The following is a 7,759-nucleotide window of genomic DNA, read 5'->3' on the forward strand; positions in this document are numbered from 1 at the left end:
GGTTCAGCCAACGGTCATGACCGTCGAGTGAACCCCGTTTTTGTCGCTATTGATGAATCAGTAGTAGTGAAATTAAAATAAAAATCAAAACGACCATGACCACCAGCACGCCAATGAGGCGGCGGCTGAAGTGATGATCAAGATGGTAGACGTAGCCCAGCACGCTGGTCAGCACGATTAGGCCAACGACTGCTAGAATAATCAATTTAAGTTTGACGTCAAAGTCCGTGGTTAACATGGCCCGCTTCCTTTACCTGAGTTGTTGTCGTTATTATACCAGAAGGCGCCCTGTGCGGGGTTAATCGCGTTCGATTAGTAAGGCGATACCCATGCCGCCGCCGATGCACATGGCGGCTAGTCCGCGGTGGCTGTCGCTATGGATCAGTTCATGCAGTAAGGTCACGACAATCCGAGTACCGGACGCGCCTAGGGGATGACCGAGAGCAATACTGCCACCATTGACGTTGAGTCGTTCGCTGGGCAACTTGAGGTCACGCGCCACGGCCACCGACTGGGCGGCAAAGGCCTCATTAACCTCGTAGCGGTCGATGTCGTCCACCCGCAAATGGTGTTGGTCGAGGACGTCTTGGATGGCGTAGACCGGCGCATATCCCATAATGTCGGGATCGATGCCGTTTTCATGATAGCCGGTCAGGGTTGCCAAATAGGGGATGTGGGCCGCCTGGGCCGCCGACTTACGCATAAGCACCATGGCGGCGGCACCATCGTTTAGGCCTGCGGCGTTCCCCGCCGTGACGGTACCGTCTTCGCGAAAGGCCGGCGGAAGTGTTGCCAGCTTGGCCAACGACGTGTTGGGGCGGACGGCTTCATCGCGGGTAATCAGGTCATTACCAACGGGGACCGGAACGATTTCATCGTTAAATTGTTCGTGTGCCTGCGCCCGGACGGCCTTTTGCTGAGAGGCCAAGGCAAAGGCATCCTGAGCCTCACGACTGACATTGAAGCGTTCCGCCACGTTTTCGGCTGTGATCCCCATGGGAACGTGGGTGAAGGCGTCGGTTAGGCCATCGCGCGTCAGACTATCGGTTAGCGTCACGTCGCCAAATTTGTGGCCCCACCGCGACTGATGGTTCAGGTAGGGCGCCTGACTCATGCTCTCGGTTCCACCGACCAGAACGGCATCGGCGTCCCCCATGAGGATGGCGCTCTGTCCCAGGCGAATGGCCTTGAGACTCGATCCACACACCTGATTAATGGTCATCGCGGTACTGGTCTCTGGAAGACCGACGTTGAGCTCGATTTGGCGCGCTATGTTTTGTCCCTGACCGGCCTGAAGGACCGTACCAAAGATGGTTTGTTGAATCATGGCGGGATCGAGACCGCTCCGCGTAACGGCGGCCTGGGCGGCAATGCTGCCCAAAGTGACGGCGGAAATCGAGCGGAGCCCACGGCCAAATTTGCCAATCGGGGTCCGCACCGCACTAACAATTACAACTTCTTCTGCCATGTGAATTCTTTCTCCTTTTCCGATAAGTCTCCGAACCTTAAATATAACCGACTTTTACCCGTTTGTCTTGAATTTAGACGCGGTCGTCACGAGATTTCGGCATTTCTTAAAGAAATCGCGTCTGGAACCAACCGCCCAGACGCTTGGTGTCGCCGACGATAAATTGCTAAAACGTGCGCCCAAATCAACTAACTTCGCTTAAAGCTGATGCCCCAACCCTCCTGCAGATTTAATGCGCCTCAGCTAACCGCCTTGTGGCTCACTCACGTCGGATTCACGGGTCCGATTTTCCATTCGGGCAATCATCGCTTATAATGAGGGGGAGAATTTCAAGACAGATAGGGGAATTGTAGTTATGGAAGAAACTGAAGCATCGACCGATCAAATGACACCCGCAGCGTTTTTAGCCTCGGCGTCCTTAGGCCGGTTATCCGCCAACCAACAAAAATACGCCCAGGAGATCTTAACCGACGTGGCCCATGCCCGCCAGACGGTCGATCTGGGAACCGGCACCTGGTCAGCGCAACAACTGATCGGGACCTTGGCCGCACTCCCAACCTTAGTGGATCGGCCGCACGTCTATTATGTGGCAGTGACCCCCGTGCTTACGGCATATTTTAGAGCGCAGGCCGCCCCCCACCTAAAGGACTTGCTTGCGGCCCTCAAGCAGGCCCGGCCGGCGTTGGTCGAAAAGCATACGGAAGCCGATGACGCCCAACAGGCTTACGAGGGTGTGGTGGCCTTGGTAGAAAAATGGCTGACGGCCATGGGGTCCCAGCCAGAGGTTACCAATCTTAGCGAACAGGACCGGCAATACTTTGTGACTATCGTCCACACGACCGCCGAGCTCATGATTACCGGGAAGCATTCGCAGCCCAACGACTGGGACGTTGCGGGGATTTCGTCCATTATGTTCGGGCCGTTTACTCATTTGTTGGATGAACAGGACCGTGTTCCCGCGCTATTTAACCTGGTGCCCTTTGCCCTGACCACGCTCTTCGGCTATCTGGAGACGCAGCATCAGCTGAAGGATGCGGACCAACTGCTGGCCTGGGTCGCTAAGAATCATACGGCCTTGGTCACCATGTATAATCCCAAACTCGAGAGTTTTTACGAGGAGCTAGCCTCTGCCATGCGCCAGGCCAACGTGGACGCCAACGATCGGACGGCGGTGGACGCGTTCACCCAGGACTATTTGAATGCGCATCCAGCCAGGGGCCGATCGCTCTTCACGACGGATCAACAATTGACGAAGAAACGGCCAGCTAGACAGTTGAAATATAGTCAAAAACGGCGGCGTAACCGGCGTAAAAAACGGTAATTAAAGAGACGTACCAGACCCGAGCGGTCCGGTACGTCTCTTTGTTATACAGGTTAAGATTCAAGTTCATCGATGACTTCCTGGGCAACGACGGGGTCGGTTGCGTAGGGCGTATCGACGCCGTTGATCTTTTGGTAAGCATCCTGGCCTTTGCCGGCGAGAATAACGAGATCATTATTCGTCGCGGAAGCAATGGCGTGCTGGATGGCCTCTTCCCGTTGGGGAATCAAGGTGGTGTGCACCTTGGTGTGGTCGATGTAACTATCAATCTCTTGGGCGATGGCGATGGGGTCCTCGTGGCCCGGATCGTCCGTCGTTAGGACCGCGACGTTGGCGTAAGCATTGAGCGCCTTGGCAAAGCCTTCGCGCCGGTCTTCACCCTTATCGCCCGTGCTGCCTAGAACCACCTTGATTTGGTGGTCGGGGAACTGCGCGTGTAAGAAGTGCAGGAGGGCGTTCATGCTGCCCCAGTCGTGGGCGTAGTCAATGTAGACGGTTCCGTGCTGATGGGTGGTCAAGACCTCCATCCGTCCCGGAATAGTCGTGTTGGCCAAGCCAGCTTGCATGTCCGTGACGTGGGCCCCGGCCAATGAACTGGCCAGAATCGCCGCGGTGGCATTACTCTGATTAAAATCACCAGGAACCGAGACGTTGTACGTGGTCGCCAGATCGGCAAACCGGTCCTGGGCGTGGTTCACGGTCAAGCTGAACTCACTATCCGTCAGCGTGGCCGCCTTGCTGGTCAGCGAGACGGTTGCCTCGGGTCGATCGACACCGTATGTGAAGATGTGCTCCGGCGGTGTCGAAACTTTGGCTGCCGCGAAGACCTCGTCGAAATGGTCGGTGTCCGCATCAATGATGCAGTTGTCCGAGTTGATCATCAATTGCTGCTTGCAGAAGAGGTAGTTGGCGAAGTTAGGGTGCTCGTTAATCCCGATGTGGTCGGGTGTAATGTTTAAGAACAGTCCCACGTTGAACTTCAGACCGTAGACCCGATCCAGTAAGTAGGCTTGCGAGGCGACTTCCATGACCAGGACCTTTTGGCCGTTGGTCACGGCCGTCCGCATTTCACGGAAGATATCAAAGGATTCTGCCGTGGTGAGGTGCGCTTTGAACTGATCCTCCGGTTTGGGTCCTAAGATGTGATTGATCGTGGAAAACATGGCGACTTGATGCGGGAAGGTCCGTTCCAGAATATTTCGCGTGAAATACGTGGAAGTCGTCTTCCCCTTCGTCCCGGTGTATCCAATCACGAACAACTCATTTTGGGGAAATCCAAAGTACAATTGCGCCGCCAAGGATAACGCCTTGCGCACGTCGGTCACGAAGATGCCGGGCGTGGCTAGGTGATAGTCCTTTTCAGCGAGATAGCAAATGGCGCCGTTCTCGATGGCCTGATGAAGATAGTCCACGGAAAAGTTGAATCCCTTGCAAACGAAGAGACTGTTGGCACTGGCCTTGCGTGAATCGTAGGCCAGACCATCAAAGGCAATGTCACCGACCAGCGTTGACCCTTGATACAAATTGTGCTCCTGGAGCAGTGCAATCAGTTGATTTACGTTCATGCAATGGCCTCTTTTCAGATTAGTCGTTTGGACGCATCGTTGGGAAGAGCATGACATCGCGGATGGATGCGGAGTCGGTCATTAACATAGTCATCCGGTCAATCCCGATTCCCAGACCACCAGTAGGCGGCATGCCGTATTCCATGGCTTCAATGTAATCGGAATCAATCCCGTGAGCTTCTTCGTTACCAGCTGCCCGTTCGGCATCTTGGGCTTCGAACCGTTGCCGTTGGTCGATAGGGTCGTTTAATTCCGTGAAGGCATTCCCAAATTCATCGCCGTTGATGTACAGTTCGAACCGGTCGGTGAAACGTGGGTCCTTCGGGTTCTTCTTGGCCAGTGGTGAAATTTCAACCGGGTGGCCGTAGATGAACGTCGGGTTGATCAGGTTATCTTGAACCTTTTCTTCGAAGATGGCGTTGATGATGTGGCCAACCTTCCAGTAAGGTTCGCAGTGAATGCCGTTTTCTTCGGCCAACTTCCGTGCGTCTTCATCGGACATTGGTTGCCAGAAGTCAATTCCGGTGGCGTCCTTAACGGCGTCAACCATGTGAATCCGCTTGAAGTCGCTGTCGAGGTCGATATCTTTTCCTTGGTACGTCAACTTGCCGGAACCGTTGACCTTGTTGGCCACGTAACGGAAGATGTTTTCAGTTAAGTCCATCACGTCGGTGTAGTCCGCGTAAGCCGTGTAGACTTCGACCATGTTGAATTCGGGGTTGTGGCGTAAGTCGGTTCCTTCGTTCCGGAAGTCCTTACCCAGTTCGTAAACTTTTTCCATCCCACCGACGATTAACCGCTTCAGGTAAAGTTCCGTGGCGATCCGTAGGTATAATGGAATATCGAAGGCGTTGGAGTGGGTCACGAATGGCCGAGCTTCGGCCCCACCGGCTTCCGTTTGGAGGACGGGGGTGTCGACTTCGAGATAGCCGGCGTTATCAAGGTATTCGCGGATTGCCCGCTTAACCTGGGTAACTTTGACGAACCGATCGAAACTGTCACGGTTGGCGATTAAGTCCAAGTAACGTTGACGGTAGATGGTTTCAGGGTTGGTCAAACCATGATACTTGTCAGGTAATGGCCGGAGTGACTTGGATAAGAATTCGAAGTCGGTGAAGCGTAACGTTAAGGCACCAGTATTGGTCTTAATGACGTAACCCTTGGCACCGATAAAGTCACCTAAGTCTAACGTTTTGTAGAGGGCGTACTTGTCTTCGCCCAGTTCATCTTGACGGGCGTAACCTTGGATGACACCCGTTCTGTCGAGCAAGTCGATGAAGCCAGCCTTGCCGCTACCACGCTTACCGGTAATCCGACCCGCAACAGCAACATAATGTTTGTCTTCCATCAGCTCTTCTTTATCGTACTTATCGTATTTTTCAGTGAGCGACTGGCTGTCGTCAGTTCTATCGAAGCGGTGACCGAAAGGCGCGATGCCCTGTTCTTGTAGTTTGTTCATTTTTTCCCGACGAACCTGCATCTGATCGTTCAGATCGGTCGGTGCGGCATTATTATTTTTGCTGTTACCCATGTTGTGTCCTCCTATTAAGTATTGATTCTAAAGTTCTATGAATCCAGACCTCCCTTAAATTTAGTTGATTTTTGGTCAATAAGCAAGTCTAATCGCCCGTTAAATAAGGAAAAAAGCGAAACGGAAAACGGAGAAACGGCCAACAATGACAATGAAAACGGTTTAATACAAATTGTTTAATTATTCGGGCTGTGGGTGGTTTCGGACTACGGGGGAAACATGATAGACTGATGGTTACGATGAGGAGGGATAATGATGTGGAAGATGGTTCGTTCATTATGGCCGTTATTGGTGCTGGGGTTGTTGGTGAATACCGCCTACAGCGTGATGTGGCCGTTGACGACGATTTATCTTCATAATAATTTAGGCCTCAGCCTGGTGATGAGCGGCTTGATTCTGGCGGTGTACTCCGGATTTAACGTATTAGGTGGCTATCTCGGTGGGGTGCTGACGGACCGCTTGCCGGTGAAACGCGTGGGCTTAGCGTTATTACTGGGGCTGGTTGTCGATGCACTGGCGGGGTTAATTTGGAATGGCCGCGTGGCCTACCCGATTGTGCTGGTGGTGTTTGGCTTACTAACGGGGGGCATGCTCACGCTGATTACGGCCATGGCCGCGCATCTGAGTCGGGGGAGTGGCCGCCTGTTTAACGTGCTCTATATCTTCATTAATTTAGGGCTGGTCGTCGGGACGGCTAGTATTGGCATTTTGTTCCACCACAGCCTACAACCGATTTTCTTACTATTAGTGGTGTGCTATGGCTTGGCCACGGCCCTATGGCTAAAATACGCCGACCGCCTTGTCCAACCCGTTAGAGGAACGGGGGCCACGGTGGCTGTCACCACGACACCGGCGAAACCCGCCGTGCTGGGAACCGTCCAGATTGCCGTGATCTTACTGAGCCTGACGTTGATGTGGCTAACGTATGCGCAGTGGATGAGCAACGTCTCCGTCTATATTCAGGATCAAGGTTTACCGATTCGGCTGTACAGTCACTTGTGGGTGTACAACGGGGTGCTCCTAATTGTCGTGCAATCACTGATGACTAAAGTCAGTCGTACCAAGACCTTATCGGTACAAATCACCCTGGGATTGGTGGCGATTGGCGGCTCGTTTCTTCTATTAAGTAGTGCAACGGGGGTAACCGTCCTCTTTTTGGCGATGACCCTGCTGACTTTGGGCGAAGCCATCTACGTTCCAGGCGTTCCTGCCTTGATTAATGCGTATACGGTGGGAAACGAAGGTAAGTATCAGGGACTGGTCAATGCCTTTTCGTCTCTGGGAAAGGCGGTGGGTCCCGTGCTGGGCGGACTGATTATTGGGTCGTCGCAAGCTTTTTCACGATTATTTTTGTTGTGTGGGACTGTCAATGTGGGGATTGTGGTCATTTTATTGGTCATTGTCCGGCCGGCCTTGCAAAAAGCCAACGAACCATCATAGCATTTGTGTCGCGGAACACACGGTCTATCCGTACCAAGGGAGACCCATCTACAAGGGTTATTCGTCTTTGAAAAAAGACAAGATTTATTAGTGATTTTCATTGACGGCGGGTGTCTGGCTTGGTATAGTTATATTCGTTGTCATACGAACAGCTTAGCTAGACCAATTTAAAACATTGAAATTACTTGTTGACAGAGATGTTGATAAAATGGTATAGTAATTAAGTTGTCGCGTTTGAGACGATGAATCAACGAGAAACGTTGTTAAATCAAACTTCTTGTTGACATCACATCGGCAACATGATATGATAATTAAGCTGATTACTTCGGTAATCACTTAGGTAGACCTTTGAAAACTGAACATTGTTTCGACAAACCAAATATGTGTAGGGCGGTTTGAATTTATTCAAACCCAAACAATATTTGCGAAGTCAA

General features: G+C 52.4%; 6 protein-coding genes. 2 read left to right on the plus strand and 4 right to left on the minus strand.

Features of this window, described 5'->3' with window-relative positions; genetic code table 11:
- Nucleotides 1-46: 46 nt before the first annotated feature.
- The gene (locus tag HEQ50_RS05630; RefSeq protein WP_168899545.1) at nt 47-238 is read right to left on the minus strand and encodes a hypothetical protein; all 192 of its coding nucleotides are present in this window, start codon (nt 236-238) and stop codon (nt 47-49) included.
- 60 nt (nt 239-298) lie between these two features.
- Nucleotides 299-1,468, minus strand: a complete 1,170-nt coding sequence (locus HEQ50_RS05635) for an acetyl-CoA C-acetyltransferase (protein WP_168899546.1) — start codon at nt 1,466-1,468, stop codon at nt 299-301.
- A gap of 355 nt (nt 1,469-1,823) precedes the next feature.
- Here HEQ50_RS05635 and HEQ50_RS05640 point away from each other — a divergent pair, with 355 nt between their 5' ends.
- The gene (locus tag HEQ50_RS05640) at nt 1,824-2,789 is read left to right on the plus strand and encodes a hypothetical protein (protein WP_168899547.1); all 966 of its coding nucleotides are present in this window, start codon (nt 1,824-1,826) and stop codon (nt 2,787-2,789) included.
- Between the two features lie 53 nt (nt 2,790-2,842).
- Here HEQ50_RS05640 and HEQ50_RS05645 read toward each other — a convergent pair whose 3' ends face one another.
- Entirely contained in the window at nt 2,843-4,354 is a 1,512-nt protein-coding gene (locus HEQ50_RS05645; RefSeq protein ID WP_168899548.1) for a UDP-N-acetylmuramoyl-L-alanyl-D-glutamate--2,6-diaminopimelate ligase, read from the minus strand.
- 19 nt (nt 4,355-4,373) lie between these two features.
- Nucleotides 4,374-5,885, minus strand: coding sequence for a lysine--tRNA ligase (gene lysS / locus HEQ50_RS05650; protein WP_168899549.1), 1,512 nt, complete (start codon nt 5,883-5,885; stop codon nt 4,374-4,376).
- Nucleotides 5,886-6,137: 252 nt separating this feature from the next.
- Between lysS and HEQ50_RS05655 the strand changes: the two genes are divergently transcribed.
- Complete coding sequence (locus HEQ50_RS05655) at nt 6,138-7,325, plus strand: MFS transporter (RefSeq protein WP_232842687.1); 1,188 nt, start codon at nt 6,138-6,140, stop codon at nt 7,323-7,325.
- Nucleotides 7,326-7,759 lie beyond the last annotated feature (434 nt).

This window comes from Lactobacillus sp. HBUAS51381 (assembly GCF_012641095.1).
Classification (GTDB): Bacteria; Bacillota; Bacilli; order Lactobacillales; family Lactobacillaceae; genus Levilactobacillus.

Excerpts from the sequence above, each read along its gene's own strand:
- lysS (WP_168899549.1), bottom strand. The coding sequence starts at position 5,885 with ATGGGTAACAGCAAAAATAATAATGCCGCACCGACCGATCTGAACGAT.
- HEQ50_RS05630 (WP_168899545.1), bottom strand. The coding sequence starts at position 238 with ATGTTAACCACGGACTTTGACGTCAAACTTAAATTGATTATTCTAGCA.
- HEQ50_RS05645 (WP_168899548.1), bottom strand. The coding sequence starts at position 4,354 with ATGAACGTAAATCAACTGATTGCACTGCTCCAGGAGCACAATTTGTAT.
- HEQ50_RS05640 (WP_168899547.1), top strand. The coding sequence starts at position 1,824 with ATGGAAGAAACTGAAGCATCGACCGATCAAATGACACCCGCAGCGTTT.
- HEQ50_RS05655 (WP_232842687.1), top strand. The coding sequence starts at position 6,138 with ATGATGTGGAAGATGGTTCGTTCATTATGGCCGTTATTGGTGCTGGGG.
- HEQ50_RS05635 (WP_168899546.1), bottom strand. The coding sequence starts at position 1,468 with ATGGCAGAAGAAGTTGTAATTGTTAGTGCGGTGCGGACCCCGATTGGC.